The organism is Ureibacillus yapensis (genome assembly GCF_003515775.1).
Classification (GTDB): domain Bacteria; phylum Bacillota; class Bacilli; order Bacillales_A; family Planococcaceae; genus Ureibacillus; species Ureibacillus yapensis.
On the sequence record NZ_QWEI01000004.1, the window covers coordinates 234,405 to 251,358 of the forward strand.

Below are 16,954 nucleotides of genomic sequence, written 5' to 3' on the forward strand. Positions count from 1 at the left end.
CAAAAAGAATAGTTAAATAAAAAGTTCAGAAAAATTAGTTTCTGAATAGAAAATGGGATATTTGTTAATAATTTCATCACCAACCATTTATTTTAATAAATGGAATCTATCTAAACCATTTACCTAAAGTAGACTTATTTAAAGGGAGGTAATAGTAGAAAGATAATAATAAAAGAATGAAATTACTTATTAGTAATATTATTTATCGGATTATTTCCACCTTTATAGCCTGCTTAAATCGTAATTAGAAGAATCAAATTGTATTCCCCAGGAAATATCTTTTTTAAAGGAAAGTCGTTAATTATTATTTTAATAAAATAAATTCTCCATAGTTTATCAAATCTAAATTGAATATGTATATTTCTATTTTCAAATTAATATATAAATACTAGAAATTATTTAAACGGATTATATAGAGTCGAGGAGAGTGTCCCATGCTGCAGATTAATAGAAAATTATTTGCATTGCCGGTTAATATCGTTTATTTTAAACCATTAAAATCTGATAGTCGCTTTGAGCCCAAAATTGTTCAATATACGCACATATTAAAACCGAGCCGTCAATTGAAAGGGCAAAAAACCGTTCATATAAATTTGAAACAAGATGAGAATACCTTGTTGCATGGCATGTCCAAACAGGTAATAAACTTGCTGGATCAAAATAGAATCTCTTCTTGGAAAATTACGAGACTGCATCATCCAAAAAGAGAGGAATTACTAGAATTCCAGCAAATTTATAATCGATTTGCAAAAGGTGAAAATGACAGAAAACTAACTAAATCCGATATTCAAACATTGCAACTTCTGCAAGAACAAGGCGGTTTAGTCATTACGAAGCTGGAAAATGAAGAAGCTGAAACCATTTGTACACGAATATATGCAGTGAGCGATGAAGTGGTAATGGTTTTGTATCATAGCGGTCAGGAAATCATGAGTGAGCAAATGAATAAAGGTGCCAATTATTTTTTATGCTGGGAAAATATCAGGTATTTTAGAACATTGGGCTATCAAATATATGACTTTGGCGACATAAAGAACTCGAACGAATTAGAGGAAATCAAGGAAAACTTCGGTGGAAAAACCGTCACTGTTTTTTCTGGCTATGTCACTAAATCACTGTTCGGAAACCTCATGCTGCATTTAAATAGACGTGGGCTGTAAGAAATTATTAATGTTCAGATGCTACTTCAGTTAACGATGGACTAAGTGCTTTCATTTTATTGCCATATCATTAAGCTATAAATTTGTTATAATAAATGCAGTAGATTTAGAGAGGATTTTATGAATGACAAATAAACCGCATCTTTTATTGGTTGATGGTATGGCCCTTCTGTTCCGTTCCTTTTTTGCTTCAAGTGCAATGGGTCATTATATTCGTTTGCAAGATGGAACACCAACGAATGGAGTGCAAGGCTTTGCCCGCCATGTCTTAACAGCACAGTCCCTTATGAAGCCAACTCACTTAGCTGTTTGCTGGGATATGGGTGCCCAAACTTTCCGCAATGAAATTTTTGATGGGTATAAAGCAAATCGTCCGGCTCCGCCTGAAGAAATGCTTCCTCAATTTGATATGGCAAAAAGAGTGTCCGAGATGATTGGCTGGCAAAACTTTGGTGAAGTGGGAATGGAAGCGGATGATATGATTGGCTCCATGATTGAAAAATGGAAAGACGAAGCTGCCATTACGGTAATTAGTGGTGATAAAGACTTGCTTCAATTATTGAATCCTTCGACGAGAATCGCATTTACGAAAAAAGGGTATTCAGAATACGATGTGTATACTGAGCAGCGCTTTAAAGAGGAATATTTAATTGAGCCTTATAAGTTTGCGGATGTGAAAGCATTTATGGGAGATACTAGTGATGGCTATCCCGGAGTGAAGGGAATTGGTCCAAAAACTGCTTTGCAATTGATTCAAACGTATGGCTCCGTCGAAGGGGTTCTGGAAAATTTACAAGCATTAAAACCAGCGCAGCGAAATAAAATTTCCGAGCATCTTGAAATGCTGCAGCTTTCTCATCAGTTAGCCAAAATTCATCGAAACATGGCAATCGATACGGAGCTGGATCAGCTTCAATTGACGGATTATGAGTACGGAACTTTTGAATTCCTTGAAAGCAAGGGATTCAGTGTTATTGCAAAACATGCCCGTTCTCTTTATTCATTCGTCTAATCAAAAGCCCGAAGTGACCCATTGATCACTTCGGGCTTATTTTTACATAACTTAATACTTTACGATTTTCCGCGTACTTTACTTTTCGGATTCTGCTCTTCCTTTGTCTCCCGCCATTATCATGAACGATTAAATGTAAATCGTCATCTATTCTTTCATAGCCGATTAGCGGTACCCAATGATATTTAAAGGCAGGTTTGGAGAACCATTGAAACGTAAAATATTTATCAAATTTCATGGCCACTGGTCGACCTGCTTCTAGTTCTTTTAAAGCTTCTGCAAGGGTACAGCCTGCCACAACCCAATTCGAACCCAGTAATCTCCGCAAGTTTCTGATCAACCGCCATTTGAACAAACCAATCTTTGTTCCACCTAGAAGTTTATACAGCTCATTGATTGTTTTATAATTTTGCCGATCTTTAAATAAATAGTTCAAAATCACATAGACGGTTGTTGGGCCACAGGCGGAGTTTTGGAATCGCGGAGAAACGTCGCTGCTGTATTGGGAAGTTCCTTCTGCATTTAATTGGACACGCAACGTTTTCACCTCGATTTATTCTAAATAAAGAAGTAGTATAGACCTGGTGTCTAGCTCCAGCGCCCAGACCCTCGAGGTCGCTTCAGTCCCTCGGTCGAAAGCTGAAAAGATGCTTTCGATTCGGGCCTTCCAGCGCTTGTCGGGGCTAGACAGGGCGCTTGCGCTTTTCTTACTTGCCTTCTTTTCTTCTATTTGTAACGGTTTCTCCAGCAATGCCCCAATTATCGGTATTTACTTCATCGATTACGACAACTGTTGTAGCTGGGTTTTTGCCGAGTACATCCACCAATAATTGTGTAGCTCCCTTGATTAAGGCCTCTTTTTTTTCCGGTGTGACGTCTTCATTTGTAATTTTAATATTTACGTAAGGCATCTCTTACATCCTTTCATTGATTGATAACTATAGTTTAATCGAATAGAAAGAATTGCGGTAGAATTTTACAAAGCTTCAAATACGCCTTGGCGTATTTGGATCCAGATTTTATCGAGCATTCTCGATAAACTTCCATTAAAAATCTGTGACATCCGCCGGAGGCTTTGGGCCAACAGGATGTTGGTCACTTAGACGTTGCCACAAGACGTGGCGTTCTAGTCTAAGTTCCTTATTTTCAGTCGGAGTTTGTATACCGACTGAATGGAGTTAAAAAAGGCTATGAATGAGTTTTTTCATTCATAGCCTTTCCCGTGTTTAAGCTTGAGCGTTCAAGAATTCTGTTACATCTTGTGGTGATTTAGCATTGGCACTATGTAAGTGAGCTAATTTTTCACCATTTTTGAAGATTAATAAACTTGGAATTCCTAATACCTGATATTTCTCGGCTAATTCCGGGAAATCGTCGCGATTGATTTCATACCATGCGTATTGTTTGTATTCTTCGATGATTGGATCAATAAACATATTCATGCGTGTACAATCAGGGCACCATCCAGCATAGAATTTAACAATAATAGGTTGCTCTGAAGCGATTATTTCTTGGAATTGCTCATTAGTAGTAATTGGTTGCATTAAAAATCACTCTCCTTATAAATAGTGTACACGTTTTCACCATTTTGAAAAGTAATTCGACTTCAAAATAACTTATAAAAAAACAGAGAAAGATAAATTATCAGAAAAATAAGTTAAAAGATATTGCCTAAATTTAGAAAATCAAATACACTAAAGACAGAAATTTTCATTTAAAGAATCCAACTTAAATTTTTATTTTTTTTCAGCAAAAAATGAATGACCATTCATTCAAAATGGCAAGGGGGATGTTGTATGTCTTATAAAATTCAAAAAGCGGCTGTATTGGGTTCAGGGGTGATGGGGTCAGGAATCGCAGCACATTTGGCAAACATTGGAATACCCACGTTATTATTGGACATTGTACCAAGTGAACTAACGAAAGAAGAGCAAGCGAAAGGGCTTTCGCTGGAACATCCAATAGTAAGAAATCGTTTTGCTTCGAATGCGATTCAAAAACTGGTAAAGCACAAACCGGCACCGCTCACTTCAAAGAAAAGCTTGGCGCTCCTTACTGCCGGAAATTTGGAGGATGATCTAGAGAAATTGAAAGAAGTGGACTGGATCATCGAGGTTGTTGTTGAAAACCTGAATATAAAAAAAGAACTGTTCTCACGTGTTGATTCGTTTCGAAAACCGGGAACGATCATCAGTTCCAATACTTCGGGCATTAGTGTCAATTCGATGGTTGAAGGTCGTTCGGAAGACTTTCAGCAACACTTTTTGGGGACGCACTTCTTTAATCCGCCAAGATACTTAAAATTATTGGAATTGATTCCGACCGAAAAAACATTGCCGGAAGTTGTTACTTTTATGAAGAACTTTGCAGAAGATAACTTAGGCAAAGGTGTTGTGGTCGGCAAAGATACGCCAAATTTTGTTGCTAACCGCATCGGAACATATGGGTTGCTCGTTACATTAAGGGAGATGCTGGGGCGCGGCTATTCGGTAGGTGAAGTGGATTCGGTTACAGGGACACTCATTGGCCGGCCAAAGTCCGCTACATTCCGGACCTTGGACGTTGTGGGGTTGGATACCTTCCTTCATGTTGCTAAAACCGCTTATGATCAAACAGCTGGCGACGAACAGAAAATATTCGATACACCAGAGTTGATGAAGAAAATGGTGGACAATGGCTGGCTGGGCGCTAAATCAGGGCAAGGTTTCTTCGTGAAAAAAGGAAAAGAAATCTTTGAAATCGATCCTGCAACACTACAGTACGGCCCAATGAAAAAGCTCCAGGCCCCTTCCGTGGAAATGGCCAAACAAACAAAAGGACTATCAAATAAGGTCAAGACATTGGTTTATGCAAATGATCGAGCCGGGGAACTTTTATGGAACGTGTTTGCACCAACCCTCATTTATTCTGCCGAAATGACGGGCATTATTGCCGATAACATCGTAGAAATCGATCGTGCAATGAAATGGGGCTTCGGTTGGTCTCAGGGACCCTTTGAAATGTGGGATGCGATTGGAGTCAAACAATCGGTAGAAAAAATGGAATCAGAAGGCCGAACAATCCCAGGCTTCGTGAAAGAGTTATTATCGCAAGGCTATGACTCTTTCTATCAAGAACAAGATGGAGATTTAACTTTCTATGATGGCACGGGCTATACAAAAGTTCCAGTCAACAGTAAAGAAATAAATCTAAAACAATATAAGAAAAAACACGGGGTACTAAAATCAAACGCAGGTGCCAGCTTAATAGATTTAGGAGACGGTGTGGCGCTGCTGGAATTTCATTCGAAGTCGAATGCCATTGGTTTGGATATTGTGCAAATGCTGAATTTCGCAATTGATGAAGTGGAAGCGAAGTTTAAAGGCCTTGTAATCGGAAATCAAGGCAAAAACTTCTGTGTTGGCGCAAACCTTGGCATGATTTTAATGGAAGCGCAAGATGATAACTTCTTCGAGCTGGACTTTGTTATTCGTTCTTTCCAAAAAGTGATGCGCCGTGTGAAATACAGCAAGAAACCGATCGTTGCAGCACCATTTAACATGGCGCTCGGCGGAGGTGCGGAAGTATGCTTGCCGGCTGCCCATATCCAGGCTTCTGGCGAAACATATATGGGATTGGTGGAAGTTGGTGTAGGCTTGATCCCTGGTGGCGGCGGCAATTTGGCGCTATATGAAAAATTCCTGAAGGGGCTCCCCCATGGAGTGGAGATTGACTATCAAGGGATTGCGAATAAGGTGTTCGAAACAATCGCGTTGGCGAAAGTGTCGACTTCCGGGGAAGAAGCCCGTGAAAACAATTTCCTTGATTTTGCTGATGGCATTTCCGTTAATCCGGATCACTTGATTTATGATGCAAAACAAGCAGTTCTTGCACTTGCAGATGCGGGTTATACAGCACCTGTTCCGCAGAAGGTGAAGGTTGTGGGCGCTCCGGGTTATGCAACGCTTTTGATTGGTGCTCAAGGAATGCTGCAATCGGGCTACATCAGTGAACATGATTTGAAGATTGCGAAAAAACTTGCGTATGTCATTGCAGGCGGGCTTGTGCCATACGGGACAGAAGTTACGGAAGACTATTTATTGAATCTGGAACGGGAAGCATTCCTTCAGCTTGTAGCAGATCCTAAATCACAGGCAAGAATGCAGCACATGCTGGTAAAAGGGAAGCCGCTGCGCAATTAGCTTGAATGACACTGAAACTGATAAAACCATGCAATACAAAAGGGGGATATGAAGATGCGTGAAGCCGTCATTGTTGCAGGTGCAAGAACACCGATTGGCAAGGCGAAAAAGGGGTCGCTTGCAACTGTTCGACCGGATGACTTTGGGGCAGTTGTCGTAAAAGAAACATTAAAAAGGGCTGGATATAGTGGACCCATTGATGATTTGATTATGGGATGTGCGATGCCAGAAGCAGAACAGGGGATGAATGTTGCCCGCAATATTGGGGCACTTGCAGGGCTGCCGGATTCAACGCCGGCCATTACGATTAACCGGTTTTGTTCATCCGGTCTTCAAGCGATTGCTTATGCAGCGGAACGTATCATGTTGGGGCATTCCAAGGCGGTTCTTGCTGGAGGAGTAGAATCCATGAGCATGATTCCAATGACAGGAAATACAGTTCGGCTCAATCCAAAGCTTGCTGAGGAAGCGCCGCAATATTATATGAGTATGGGCCATACCGCCGAAGAAGTGGCCAATCGCTATGAGGTTAGCAGAGAAGACCAGGATGCTTTCGCTGTACGTTCGCATGAATTGGCAGCCAAGGCCATTCAAGAAGGTAAATTCAAGGATGAAATTGTCCCGGTGGAAGTGGAACAGCATTATGTCGATGACAATAACAAACTACAATCCAGAACATTACTATTCGATACAGATGAAGGCGTTCGCCCGGGTACTTCCCTGGAAGGGCTTGCAAAACTGCGTCCGGCGTTTCATGTGAAAGGGTCGGTCACTGCAGGAAACTCTTCCCAAACATCGGATGGAGCAGCAGCGGTACTGGTGATGGATCGTGAGGAAGCGGAAAAGCAAGGATTAACACCTATGGCCAAATTTCTAGGCTTTGCTGTAGGGGGCGTGCCACCGGAGGTAATGGGAATTGGGCCCATTGAAGCGGTACCGAAAGCTTTAAAGATTGCCGGTCTCACAATCGAAGATATCGATCTTTGGGAATTAAATGAAGCTTTTGCTTCCCAATCCATACAAGTCGTTCGCCATTTGGGCATTAATCTCGATAAAGTAAATGTCAATGGTGGAGCCATTGCCCTAGGTCATCCACTAGGCGCAACAGGGGCAATCTTAACGCTGAAGCTTATTCATGAATTAAAACGCCAAGGAAAAAAATACGGGGTTGTCACAATGTGCATTGGCGGCGGAATGGGTGCTGCAGGGGTTATTGAAATTTTGTAATGAGAGTTAGGCTGCACCCGAATTTATTGCTTTTTTCTGCAATACTAAAATTCTTATAAAAAAGCCTATTTAAAAAGGGAGGAAATTAAATGGTTCAAACAACAAAAATTATCAAAGGCGGGAGCTTTTTAATTGAAGATGTAGAACTAAGCCGAGTGACTACCCCTGAGGATTTTACGGATGAGCAAAAAATGATTGCCCAAACAACGGCGGAATATGTGGAGAATGAAGTTCTTCCTGTATTGGAAAACTTGGAAAACCACGAATTTGAACATTCAGTGCGTCTATTAAAGAAAGCGGGGGAACTTGGCCTATTAGCCGCCGATGTACCGGAAGAATACGAGGGCTTAGGTTTGGATAAAATTTCTTCTGCCCTCATTGCAGAAAAAATCTCGCCTGCAGGGGGATTCTCCATCACACATGGAGCACATGTAGGAATCGGTTCATTGCCAATTGTCCTCTTCGGGAATGAGGAACAGAAATCGAACTATTTACCGAAGCTTGCTTCAGGTACATTGATTGCAGCTTATGCACTGACTGAACCTGGCTCAGGTTCCGATGCGCTCGGTGCCAAAACAGTTGCAAAATTGAATGCCGAGGGAACGCATTATATTTTAAACGGTGAAAAACAATGGATTACAAACGCAGGGTTTGCCGATGTTTTTGTGGTATACGCAAAAATTGATGGCGACAAATTCTCTGCCTTTATCGTTGAACGGAATTTCCCTGGTGTCTCGGTAGGGGCAGAAGAGAAGAAGATGGGCCTCAAATCATCTTCTACACGAACATTAATTTTGCAGGACGCTCGAGTGCCGGTTAAAAACTTGCTCGGTGAAGTTGGACGCGGCCATGTGATTGCTTTCAATATTCTAAACATCGGCCGCTATAAATTGGGGGTTGGAACGGTTGGTGCATCCAAGCGTGCCCTGGAATTGGCGATTGCCTATTCAAACCAACGCCAACAATTTAAAACGCCAATTTCAAGCTTCCCTCTAACAAAAGGAAAGCTTGCTACAATGGCTGCGCGGTTATATGCTTCCGAATCCTTGAATTATCGGACGGTAGGCTACTTCGAAGACCGTTTAAATCAATTGACGGAAGAAGAGCAAAAAGATGGGAAAGCCATTGCAGCGGCGATTGCTGAATATGCCATTGAATGCTCGATAGCGAAAGTTTTCGGTTCCGAAACATTGGATTATATTGCAGATGAAGCGGTTCAACTTCATGGTGGCTACGGATTTATGGCGGAATATGAAGTGGAGCGAATTTACCGTGACTCCCGCATTAATCGTATTTTTGAAGGAACAAACGAAATTAATCGTTTAATTGTACCGGGAACTTTTATGAAAAAAGCGTTAAAAGGTGAATTGCCATTGCTTCAGGTGGCGCAAAAACTGCAGGAAGAGTTATTGATGCTAATGCCTGAAGAGATTGGCGATGAGGCATTGGCGCAAGAAAAGTATTTAGTAAAAAATGCGAAGAAAATTGGGCTACTGGCAGCCGGCGCTGCAGCACAGGCATTTGGCACAAAGCTGGAAGCTGAGCAGGAAGTGCTGGTCAATATCGCCAACATTGCAAACCAGCTATACGCAATGGAATCGGCCGTTATTCGAACTGCAAAAGCGATCGAACGGGATGGAATGGAGAAGTCGAAACAAAAAATTCTTTACACTGAAATTTACTGCCAAGAAGCTTTTGCAGAAATCGAAAAAGAAGCAAAAGAAACGATTCTTGCTTCAACCGATGGAGATGCAGGCAGAATGACATTATCAGCGCTCCGCAAATTAACGCGCCATAACCCTTACAACCTTATTGCCAAAAAACGTGAAGCTTCCAGAAAGCTGATTGAAGCGGAAAAATACATTGTTTAATAAACTTTAAGCTAGAGGGCATCCTATACATACAGGATGTCCTTTTTATTAATGCAAATGCGCATTTGCCTCTGCTATACTTGAAATAATCCAATGGAAGGAGACTTAGATAATGGGCGTAAAACTGATTCAATATCCTCGTTGCACAACATGCAGAAAGGCACAAAAATGGCTGGACGAAAATGGAGTCGACTATGAAGCGATTCATATTGTAGAACAAACGCCATCGAAAGAAGAATTAAGAAACTATTGGCAAGCTAGCGGCCTTCCACTAAAGAAATTTTTCAATACATCCGGCAAGAAGTATAAAGAACTGGGGTTGAAGGATAAATTAGCTTCGATGAGCGAAGAAGAACAGCTGGAATTGCTGGCATCGGATGGAATGCTAATCAAAAGGCCGATTGTTGCAAATGGTGAAAAAGTGACGCTTGGATTCAAGGAAGAAGAGTTCACAGAATGTTGGAAATAAACCGCTGATTCATCTTGTTTTTAGCTGTGGAATGTGTCAAACTAAAATAAATCATTTATTACATACATTTGGAGGAGTTTTTTAATGAGCACACCGAAAGATTTACGTTATTCTAAGGAACATGAATGGGTAAAAGTAGAAGATGGAAAAGCGCGTATTGGAATTACTCACTTTGCGCAATCGGAATTAGGTGATATCGTTTTCGTGGAACTTCCACAAGTTGGGGACGAAATCAACCTTAACGAACCATTCGGCAGTGTAGAATCTGTTAAAACAGTTTCTGAATTATACGCACCACTTTCAGGGAAAGTTGTCGAAGTAAACAGCGAATTGGAAGACAGCCCTGAATTTGTAAATGAATCACCATATGAAAATGCTTGGATGATTGTTGTCGAGCTAAGCGATGATTCAGAAGTGGAAGCCTTATTAACTCCTGAGCAATATGACGAATTAATTGAAGCTTAATAATTTAGTAAAAACGCCAGAATATAGCTGGCGTTTTTTTACATTTAAGGGATTCGAACGAAACCAAATCCAGTCAAACCAAATAAACCAGTAATGCATTTTCTGCGCATTTGTAAAAATACTTCGTTTTTTTCGCAATATACTCTAATAAGTAACCATCTTTTTATGTTCATGCAGCATATGTTGAAATAAGGGGACAATATATCATAAGATGAAGTAAGAAAGGTGGCAAGGTAAGTCAATCAAGTTAGAGTCACCAGGCACAATTGATCCTTATGCATAATTGCAGACATTATTTAGCTGTGTAACTACAATTCGTGGGGTGAAGCAAATGACTGTTGAAAAGTGTATAATTGTTGAGGGACGATCAGATAAGTTGAACATTGCACCAATCTTTGCCGAGGATGTTAAAATTATTTGCACAAATGGTACAATCAGTGAGGATGCTTTACTGGACCTGCTGGAGCCATTTGAAGAGTGCACATTTTACACCTTGTTTGATGCAGACAAATCAGGGGAAAAGCTGAGAAGGCTGACGAAAAGAATTTATTCGGAAGCTGTTCATCTTTTTATTCCGAGAACATATATAGAGGTCGCCAATGCGCCCAAAAAAGTGTTGGCTAATTTATTTAGCGACGCAAGATTCTCTGTTCATAAACAATATTTAACTTCGGCAAGCGAGTCGTTTTGACTCGCTTGTTCTAAGATTATACTATATAGGATGGATTGCCATGAAAGAATGGACTAAGGAAGACTGGGAACACCAGCAAAATGAAAACTCAATCGCCGCTTTTTATTTATATACACCGATGTGCGGCACTTGTGCGGTGGCAACGAAAATGTTGGAAGTTGTTGAAACGATGCTTCCGGAGCTTCCGTTGGGAAAAGCGAATATCAATTACTTGGAAAACCTCGCTATGGAATATAAAGTGGAAAGTGTTCCGTGTTTGCTGATTAGCAACAAGGGAGAAGTCGAAAAAATCTATGCTTTCCAATCTGTACCATTCCTATACGATAAGTTGAAAAAAAGTAGTTGACTGTCTTTTGCTAACATGTTAAAGTTACTCACATAATGTTAACTGAATATCGTAACTCTTATAAAGAGCGGTGGAGGGAAGTGCCCTATGAAACCCGGCAACCATCACAACATGTGAAAAGGTGCCAAATCACTCGAAGTGGATGCTTTGAAAGATAAGAGAGCGGTTGCGTATACCATAAACAATGATTACGTTCCCTTCTACTTGTCTTGTAGAAGGGTTTCTTTATTTGCATGAAAGTGGCGATAAGCTTCGATTGACAGCCGTATTGTACTATAAACTACATCACGAGACTCGCAAAAAGCAAATAGTAAAGGAGTTCATATGATTGAATTAAAGAATATATCAAAAATATATAAAACAAAAAACGGTGAAATAACGGCAGTTAAAGACGTCAATCTCTCCATACATCAAGGGGAAATTTTCGGAATTATTGGATATAGCGGTGCCGGAAAAAGTACCATGATTCGCCTGTTAAATGGGTTAGAGAAACCGACAACAGGAACAGTAAATGTAAATGGGCAGGAAATATCCTCGATTTCCGGCAACAAGCTCCGTCAAGCTCGGCAAAAAATCAGCATGATTTTCCAGCATTTCAATCTACTATGGTCACGAACAGTAGCGGACAATATTGCGTTTCCATTGGAAATTGCAGGCGTTCCAAAAAGTGAACGTGAGCAACGGGTAAAAGAGTTGATTGATCTGGTTGGGTTAAGCGGTCGCGACCTGGCTTATCCATCCCAACTTTCGGGTGGCCAAAAACAACGTGTCGGAATCGCAAGAGCATTGGCAAACAATCCGGAAGTACTGCTTTGCGATGAAGCAACAAGTGCGCTCGATCCGGAAACAACAGATTCCATTCTCGAGTTATTGCTGGATATCAACAAACGGCTTGGTCTGACAATTGTCTTAATTACCCATGAAATGCACGTAATCCGCAAAATCTGCCATCGCGTTGCAGTAATGGAGGCTGGACAAGTTGTGGAGTCAGGCGAGGTATTGCAAGTGTTCCAGAATCCGCAAGCGGCCATCACAAAGAATTTCGTGATGCAAGTTTCCGGCGCAAAGGAATCGAAGGAGTCCATCGAGCAGATTTTGGTGAATTATCCAACAGGGAAAATTGTTAAAGTGACCTTTGTAGGGAATAATACAGAACAACCGATTATGTCGCAATTAATTAAGCAATTTAATGTTGATGTCAATATTGTGCACGGCAATATTTCGCAAACGACAAGCGGTCCTTATGGAACATTAATTGTTCAAATTGATGGAGAACAAGAAAATGTCCAACAAGCACTGAATCTATTAACATCTTTAGATATTCAAACGGAGGTGATTGAACATGCTTAATCAATTATTTCCGAATGTAGATTGGCAGGACATGTGGCAAGCTACTTACGATACATTGTACATGACGGCCATCTCTACCGTTGCAACATTTGTTTTAGGTTTATTGATAGGAATCATCTTGTTTTTGACAAGCCCTCATCAAATTTGGGCAAATAAGATAGCGAATTTTATTACGAGTTCGGTGGTCAATATCTTCCGCTCGATTCCTTTTATCGTATTGATTATTCTATTAATACCGTTTACAAAGTTCTTGCTTGGAACAATCCGTGGTGTTGATGCAGCTTTGCCGGCATTAATCATTGGTGCTGCACCATTCTATGCGCGAATGGTATTAATTGCATTAAGAGAAATTGATAAAGGTGTAATTGAAGCAGCGCGCTCGATGGGAGCCAAAACGTCCACGATTATTTGGAAGGTGTTAATTCCGGAATCCATGCCGGCACTGCTTTCGGGTATTACTGTAACGGCTGTTACTTTAGTGGGCTATACGGCAATGGCGGGAATTATCGGTGCTGGTGGTTTAGGAAACTTGGCGTTTATCGATGGATTCCAGCGCAGCCGTGAAGATGTTACGTTAATGGCTACAATTATTATTTTGATCATTGTATTTATTATTCAGTTTATCGGAGATTTCATTACAGCTAGAACAGATAAACGCTAACGATTTTTCAAAAGGTGGCTACGGTCTATCCGTTCACATATAAACGAAACAGGAGAAAAGGGGAACAAGAACATGAAGAAATTATTATCATTCTTGCTTTTATCAGTGGTTGTTCTTGCTTTGGCGGCATGCGGCAAAGCTGAGGAAGAAACAAATACCGCAACAAACGATAATGCTGCCAACGAAGAGGCTACTACAGAACAAACTGCATTAAAAGTTGGTGCATCTAACGGATTGCATGATTTAATCCTTGAACAAGCAAAACCGATTTTGGCTGAAGAAGGAATCGAATTAGAAGTCGTTCCTTATCAAGATTATGTAATGCCTAACCAAGACTTGGATTCTGGTGATCTTGATGCTAACTATTTCCAGCACATTCCGTATCTTGAAAACGAAATCGCTGAAAAAGGATACGATTTCGTAAATGCTGGCGGAATTCACATTGAACCAATTGGCGTCTATTCACAAGATTATAAATCTCTAGACGAACTTCCAGATGGCGCAACAATCATCATCTCGAACTCAGTAACTGACCAAGGCCGTATTTTAGCGTTTCTTGAAACACAAGGTTTAATCAAATTAGCAGACGGAATTGATAAAACAGCTGCAACAGTAAAAGATATCGTAGAAAACTCTAAAAACTTGGTAATCGATGATAGCTCAGCTCCGGAAATGCTGGTAACTTACTATGAAGAAGGCGAAGGCGATGCAGTTGTAATCAACTCCAACTTCGCAATCGATGCCGGTATCAATCCAATTGAAGATTCAATTGCAATTGAAGGTTCAGAATCTCCATATGTGAACGTAATCGCAGTTCGTGCTGAAGATAAAGACAACCCTGCGATCAAACGCCTAGTAGAAGTACTGCACTCTGATGAAATCCAACAATTCATCATAGATGAGTGGGGCGGCGCAGTCGTACCTGTAAACGAATAATTTTCAAAAACGGTGAGGATTTTTTCCTTGCCGTTTTTTTGTGGATTTTTCTAATTAGAGATACTGGTTCTTAATTTGAATGTGAGATGAAGGGCTTTTGGGAGAAAGAGTATGAGGGAAAAGCGCTTCACAAGTGGGATGAAAGGCTTTTGAGAGAAGGATTGCGTCGCAAAAGCGCTTAAAAAAATACATAGAGAAAAAAACGCCCAGCCGTACCGTACGACTGGGATTTCCGCATTCTATAAAAACTGGTTCAACCGTGAAAAGAACGAATCAATAAATTTCAAAAAGACTTGTTCCGATGGGCCGAGTTCCCTGTTGGTTGGATAAATGACGCCAACGGTTCTCGTAATTGCCGGATTTTCGACCGCCATTTTCACTGTCAACCGAGGTGTAGAGTCATAGAGGGAACTTTCAGGAAGCAAGGTAACGCCGATTCCAGCGGCCACTAACCCCTTCAGTGCATCCATATCTTCCCCAACCGTTGTGACATTCGGAACAAAGCCCGCAGCTTTGCACGCGTCAACCGCCACTTTATTTAAAATATATCCTTCCGGGAAAAGAACGAAATTCTCTTTACGTAAATCACTCAAGTTAATTCTTTCAAGATTTGCCAAGGGATGGTTGGCAGGAAGCAAAGCATGGACTTTTTCGCTAAACAATATGCTGGTATGTATACTTTCGTCATTTGGTGGAACTGGACCTAAAAAAGCCAGGTTTAACTCTCGATTTTTGACCGCCTCTATTAAATAACGATACGAACCTTGTCTAAGGTGAAATTGTACATTCGGGTACTGTTTTTTAAAAGCGGAAATAACCGTTGGCAAAACGTAGCTAGCAAGACTTGTGGGAAAGCCGATCTTGATGGTTCCTTTGGCGGGATCCAAATATTCTTCCACTTGTTTGACGGCAAAATCAATTGCCTTCAATGCAGCAACACTGTGTTCCAAAAAGGTTTTACCGATTTGCGTTAGCTTTACATTTCGGCCCACTCGTTCGAAAAGCGCTGTACCAAGTTCTTCTTCCAGGTTTGAAATTTGTCGGCTGACCGCGGACTGGGCGACATGAAGATGTTCGGCTGCCTCTGAAATATGTTCTCTTTCCGCTACTTCCACAAAATATCGCAATTGACGTAGTTCCAAACTTTTCACTCCATTCATCGAATTATTAGATAAATTCCACCAAAAACTATATATCATTAATATTATTTTATAAGCCCTAAAATGTAAATAAGTTATTAATGAGATAGTCAGGGGAGTATATTTATGACTTTTCATCATTTTCATGCAAGTAGAGGTCAAAGCTTGGTTGTTTGGCAATTAAAGAATGTTGCAACATCGTCCAATTTTTTGGCTCCCGATGTGATTGTAAAAACGTAATGTAATTTTCGAGTATATGGTCAGCACTCGAAAATCACTCTTTTATTTATGAGAAGAGGAAATTTTTCTAATATAATTGTTTCTGTGAATGTATAAGAAGCTGATGAGGATTCGCAAACTAATTTGAAGAATCCGCTGCATAGTTGAAATTATTTCCCCTATCACAATAGTGAAATGAATTCTCAATTAAAATGCATTCATTGAAAATGTTGGTTTTCCAATTTTTCGCTATCTTACTTTCCTGCAAAACGAATGAAGCATCAAAAACTCCAATATTTTAATGGTTTTAGACCAAATAAAGTGTTTGTAAAATAAATCTTTTGCAAGGCATGAACATTTGGGTTAAGATTAGAATGATAATAAATTAGAAATGGGTTTACCATTCAACGCACAAACGACGGAGGTAATGGAATGTCAACTTTAGTAATTAAAGATCTTCACGTATCCATTGAAGATAAGGAGATTTTAAAAGGTCTAAACCTTACAATCAATACAAACGAAGTACACGCAATCATGGGTCCAAACGGTACAGGTAAATCGACATTGGCATCTGCAATTATGGGTCACCCTAAATATGAAGTTACTCAAGGTACAATTGAAATAGATGGTGAGAATGTGCTTGAAATGGAAGTTGATGAGCGTGCTAAAGCGGGTCTTTTCCTGGCTATGCAATATCCTTCCGAAATTTCCGGCGTAACAAACGCTGATTTTATCCGTTCGGCAATTAATGCACGCCGTGAAGAAGGCGATGAAATTTCATTAATGAAATTCATCCGCGAATTGGATAAAACAATGGACTTCCTGGAAATGGACCAAGATATGGCTCAACGCTACTTGAACGAAGGGTTCTCTGGCGGTGAGAAGAAACGCAACGAAATTCTTCAATTAATGATGATTAAGCCTAAATTTGCGATTTTGGATGAAATTGACTCAGGTCTAGATATCGATGCATTGAAAGTTGTTGCAAAAGGAATCAACGAAATGCGCGGGGAAGGATTCGGATGTATCGCAATCACTCACTACCAACGTTTGCTGAACTACATTACGCCTGATCATGTCCACGTGATGATGCAAGGCCGCGTTGTAAAATCTGGTGGTCCGGAATTGGCTCAACGCCTGGAAGCAGAAGGTTATGACTGGATCAAAAAAGAATTGGGAATCGAAGATACAGACGCGGTAACAGAAGAAGCATAAAGAGGGGGACGA

At 40.5% G+C, this 16,954-nt stretch carries 17 protein-coding genes and 1 riboswitch; of the genes, 13 read left to right on the forward strand and 4 right to left on the reverse strand.

The window, feature by feature from the left end:
- Positions 1-434 precede the first annotated feature (434 nt).
- Both D1B33_RS10245 and D1B33_RS10250 read left to right on the forward strand, forming a co-directional pair.
- A complete protein-coding gene (locus tag D1B33_RS10245; RefSeq protein WP_118876285.1) occupies positions 435-1,160 on the forward strand; it encodes a hypothetical protein in 726 nt (241 codons plus the stop codon).
- A gap of 124 nt (positions 1,161-1,284) precedes the next feature.
- Positions 1,285-2,172 (forward strand): 5'-3' exonuclease, encoded by an 888-nt coding sequence (locus D1B33_RS10250; protein WP_118876286.1) that lies wholly within the window; start codon positions 1,285-1,287, stop codon positions 2,170-2,172.
- A gap of 25 nt (positions 2,173-2,197) precedes the next feature.
- Here D1B33_RS10250 and D1B33_RS10255 read toward each other — a convergent pair whose 3' ends face one another.
- The 3 genes from D1B33_RS10255 to D1B33_RS10265 form a co-directional block, all read right to left on the reverse strand.
- The gene (locus D1B33_RS10255; protein ID WP_118876287.1) at positions 2,198-2,710 is read right to left on the reverse strand and encodes a C39 family peptidase; all 513 of its coding nucleotides are present in this window, start codon (positions 2,708-2,710) and stop codon (positions 2,198-2,200) included.
- Positions 2,711-2,879: 169 nt separating this feature from the next.
- On the reverse strand, positions 2,880-3,083 hold the full coding sequence (locus tag D1B33_RS10260) for a 2-hydroxymuconate tautomerase family protein (protein WP_118876288.1): 204 nt from the start codon (positions 3,081-3,083) through the stop codon (positions 2,880-2,882).
- A 315-nt stretch (positions 3,084-3,398) separates the two neighbouring features.
- A complete protein-coding gene (locus tag D1B33_RS10265) occupies positions 3,399-3,716 on the reverse strand; it encodes a thioredoxin family protein (protein WP_118876289.1) in 318 nt (105 codons plus the stop codon).
- A 252-nt stretch (positions 3,717-3,968) separates the two neighbouring features.
- Here D1B33_RS10265 and D1B33_RS10270 point away from each other — a divergent pair, with 252 nt between their 5' ends.
- The 10 genes from D1B33_RS10270 (at position 3,969) to D1B33_RS10315 (ending at position 14,369) form a co-directional block, all read left to right on the forward strand.
- Positions 3,969-6,353, forward strand: a complete 2,385-nt coding sequence (locus D1B33_RS10270; RefSeq protein WP_118876290.1) for a 3-hydroxyacyl-CoA dehydrogenase/enoyl-CoA hydratase family protein — start codon at positions 3,969-3,971, stop codon at positions 6,351-6,353.
- 54 nt (positions 6,354-6,407) lie between these two features.
- Positions 6,408-7,580, forward strand: a complete 1,173-nt coding sequence (locus D1B33_RS10275; protein WP_118876291.1) for an acetyl-CoA C-acetyltransferase — start codon at positions 6,408-6,410, stop codon at positions 7,578-7,580.
- Between the two features lie 89 nt (positions 7,581-7,669).
- Positions 7,670-9,451, forward strand: a complete 1,782-nt coding sequence (locus D1B33_RS10280; RefSeq protein WP_118876292.1) for an acyl-CoA dehydrogenase family protein — start codon at positions 7,670-7,672, stop codon at positions 9,449-9,451.
- A gap of 112 nt (positions 9,452-9,563) precedes the next feature.
- Positions 9,564-9,920 carry an arsenate reductase family protein gene (locus D1B33_RS10285; RefSeq protein ID WP_118876293.1) on the forward strand — a complete coding sequence of 119 codons (357 nt, stop codon included), beginning with the start codon at positions 9,564-9,566 and terminating at the stop codon, positions 9,918-9,920.
- A gap of 84 nt (positions 9,921-10,004) precedes the next feature.
- Complete coding sequence (gene gcvH, locus D1B33_RS10290; RefSeq protein WP_118876294.1) at positions 10,005-10,385, forward strand: glycine cleavage system protein GcvH; 381 nt, start codon at positions 10,005-10,007, stop codon at positions 10,383-10,385.
- Positions 10,386-10,716: 331 nt separating this feature from the next.
- Positions 10,717-11,076, forward strand: a complete 360-nt coding sequence (locus D1B33_RS10295; protein ID WP_118876295.1) for a toprim domain-containing protein — start codon at positions 10,717-10,719, stop codon at positions 11,074-11,076.
- A 40-nt stretch (positions 11,077-11,116) separates the two neighbouring features.
- Positions 11,117-11,422, forward strand: a complete 306-nt coding sequence (locus D1B33_RS10300) for a thioredoxin family protein (RefSeq protein WP_118876296.1) — start codon at positions 11,117-11,119, stop codon at positions 11,420-11,422.
- 55 nt (positions 11,423-11,477) lie between these two features.
- Positions 11,478-11,583, forward strand: a riboswitch (SAM riboswitch).
- Positions 11,584-11,746: 163 nt separating this feature from the next.
- Entirely contained in the window at positions 11,747-12,772 is a 1,026-nt protein-coding gene (locus D1B33_RS10305) for a methionine ABC transporter ATP-binding protein (protein ID WP_118876297.1), read from the forward strand.
- Positions 12,765-13,433 (forward strand): methionine ABC transporter permease, encoded by a 669-nt coding sequence (locus tag D1B33_RS10310; protein ID WP_118876298.1) that lies wholly within the window; start codon positions 12,765-12,767, stop codon positions 13,431-13,433. Before D1B33_RS10305 ends, D1B33_RS10310 begins: the two co-directional genes overlap by 8 nt.
- Positions 13,434-13,505: 72 nt before the next feature.
- On the forward strand, positions 13,506-14,369 hold the full coding sequence (locus tag D1B33_RS10315; RefSeq protein ID WP_118876299.1) for a MetQ/NlpA family ABC transporter substrate-binding protein: 864 nt from the start codon (positions 13,506-13,508) through the stop codon (positions 14,367-14,369).
- 239 nt (positions 14,370-14,608) lie between these two features.
- On the opposite strand, the gene D1B33_RS10320 is transcribed toward D1B33_RS10315, so the two are convergent.
- Complete coding sequence (locus tag D1B33_RS10320) at positions 14,609-15,511, reverse strand: glutamate biosynthesis transcriptional regulator GltC (protein ID WP_118876300.1); 903 nt, start codon at positions 15,509-15,511, stop codon at positions 14,609-14,611.
- 648 nt (positions 15,512-16,159) lie between these two features.
- Between D1B33_RS10320 and sufC the strand changes: the two genes are divergently transcribed.
- Positions 16,160-16,942, forward strand: coding sequence for a Fe-S cluster assembly ATPase SufC (gene sufC, locus D1B33_RS10325; RefSeq protein WP_118876301.1), 783 nt, complete (start codon positions 16,160-16,162; stop codon positions 16,940-16,942).
- The last annotated feature ends 12 nt before the right edge of the window (positions 16,943-16,954 follow it).

Bases quoted from the DNA above. Each gene is read 5' to 3' on its own strand.
- gcvH (WP_118876294.1), top strand. From the start codon at position 10,005: ATGAGCACACCGAAAGATTTACGTTATTCTAAGGAACATGAATGGGTA.
- D1B33_RS10250 (WP_118876286.1), top strand. From the start codon at position 1,285: ATGACAAATAAACCGCATCTTTTATTGGTTGATGGTATGGCCCTTCTG.
- D1B33_RS10270 (WP_118876290.1), top strand. From the start codon at position 3,969: ATGTCTTATAAAATTCAAAAAGCGGCTGTATTGGGTTCAGGGGTGATG.
- D1B33_RS10275 (WP_118876291.1), top strand. From the start codon at position 6,408: ATGCGTGAAGCCGTCATTGTTGCAGGTGCAAGAACACCGATTGGCAAG.
- D1B33_RS10315 (WP_118876299.1), top strand. From the start codon at position 13,506: ATGAAGAAATTATTATCATTCTTGCTTTTATCAGTGGTTGTTCTTGCT.
- D1B33_RS10265 (WP_118876289.1), bottom strand. From the start codon at position 3,716: ATGCAACCAATTACTACTAATGAGCAATTCCAAGAAATAATCGCTTCA.
- sufC (WP_118876301.1), top strand. From the start codon at position 16,160: ATGTCAACTTTAGTAATTAAAGATCTTCACGTATCCATTGAAGATAAG.
- D1B33_RS10310 (WP_118876298.1), top strand. From the start codon at position 12,765: ATGCTTAATCAATTATTTCCGAATGTAGATTGGCAGGACATGTGGCAA.
- D1B33_RS10295 (WP_118876295.1), top strand. From the start codon at position 10,717: ATGACTGTTGAAAAGTGTATAATTGTTGAGGGACGATCAGATAAGTTG.
- D1B33_RS10280 (WP_118876292.1), top strand. From the start codon at position 7,670: ATGGTTCAAACAACAAAAATTATCAAAGGCGGGAGCTTTTTAATTGAA.
- D1B33_RS10305 (WP_118876297.1), top strand. From the start codon at position 11,747: ATGATTGAATTAAAGAATATATCAAAAATATATAAAACAAAAAACGGT.
- D1B33_RS10300 (WP_118876296.1), top strand. From the start codon at position 11,117: ATGAAAGAATGGACTAAGGAAGACTGGGAACACCAGCAAAATGAAAAC.
- D1B33_RS10285 (WP_118876293.1), top strand. From the start codon at position 9,564: ATGGGCGTAAAACTGATTCAATATCCTCGTTGCACAACATGCAGAAAG.
- D1B33_RS10245 (WP_118876285.1), top strand. From the start codon at position 435: ATGCTGCAGATTAATAGAAAATTATTTGCATTGCCGGTTAATATCGTT.
- D1B33_RS10260 (WP_118876288.1), bottom strand. From the start codon at position 3,083: ATGCCTTACGTAAATATTAAAATTACAAATGAAGACGTCACACCGGAA.